Genomic DNA, 240 nt, shown 5'->3' on the forward strand with positions numbered 1-240 from the left:
TGGGCCTAAATGGACTCGAACCATCGACCTCACGCTTATCAGGCGTGCGCTCTAACCAGCTGAGCTATAGGCCCATAATTGAAAAGCGGGTGAAGAGAATCGAACTCTCGACCAGAGCTTGGAAGGCTCTTGTTTTACCACTAAACTACACCCGCATTAAATTGAAAATGGTGAGCCATGAAGGATTCGAACCTTCGACCCTCTGATTAAAAGTCAGATGCTCTACCAACTGAGCTAATG

2 tRNA genes are annotated in these 240 nt (G+C 47.1%); both read right to left on the minus strand.

The window, feature by feature from the left end:
• A tRNA-Ile gene (locus ACQRBL_RS32985) sits at positions 1-74 on the minus strand.
• Between the two features lie 10 nt (positions 75-84).
• A tRNA-Gly gene (locus ACQRBL_RS32990) sits at positions 85-155 on the minus strand.
• Positions 156-240 lie beyond the last annotated feature (85 nt).

Source organism: Bacillus sp. AF62, assembly GCF_050312695.1.
Taxonomy (GTDB): domain Bacteria; phylum Bacillota; class Bacilli; order Bacillales; family Bacillaceae_G; genus Bacillus_A; species Bacillus_A cereus.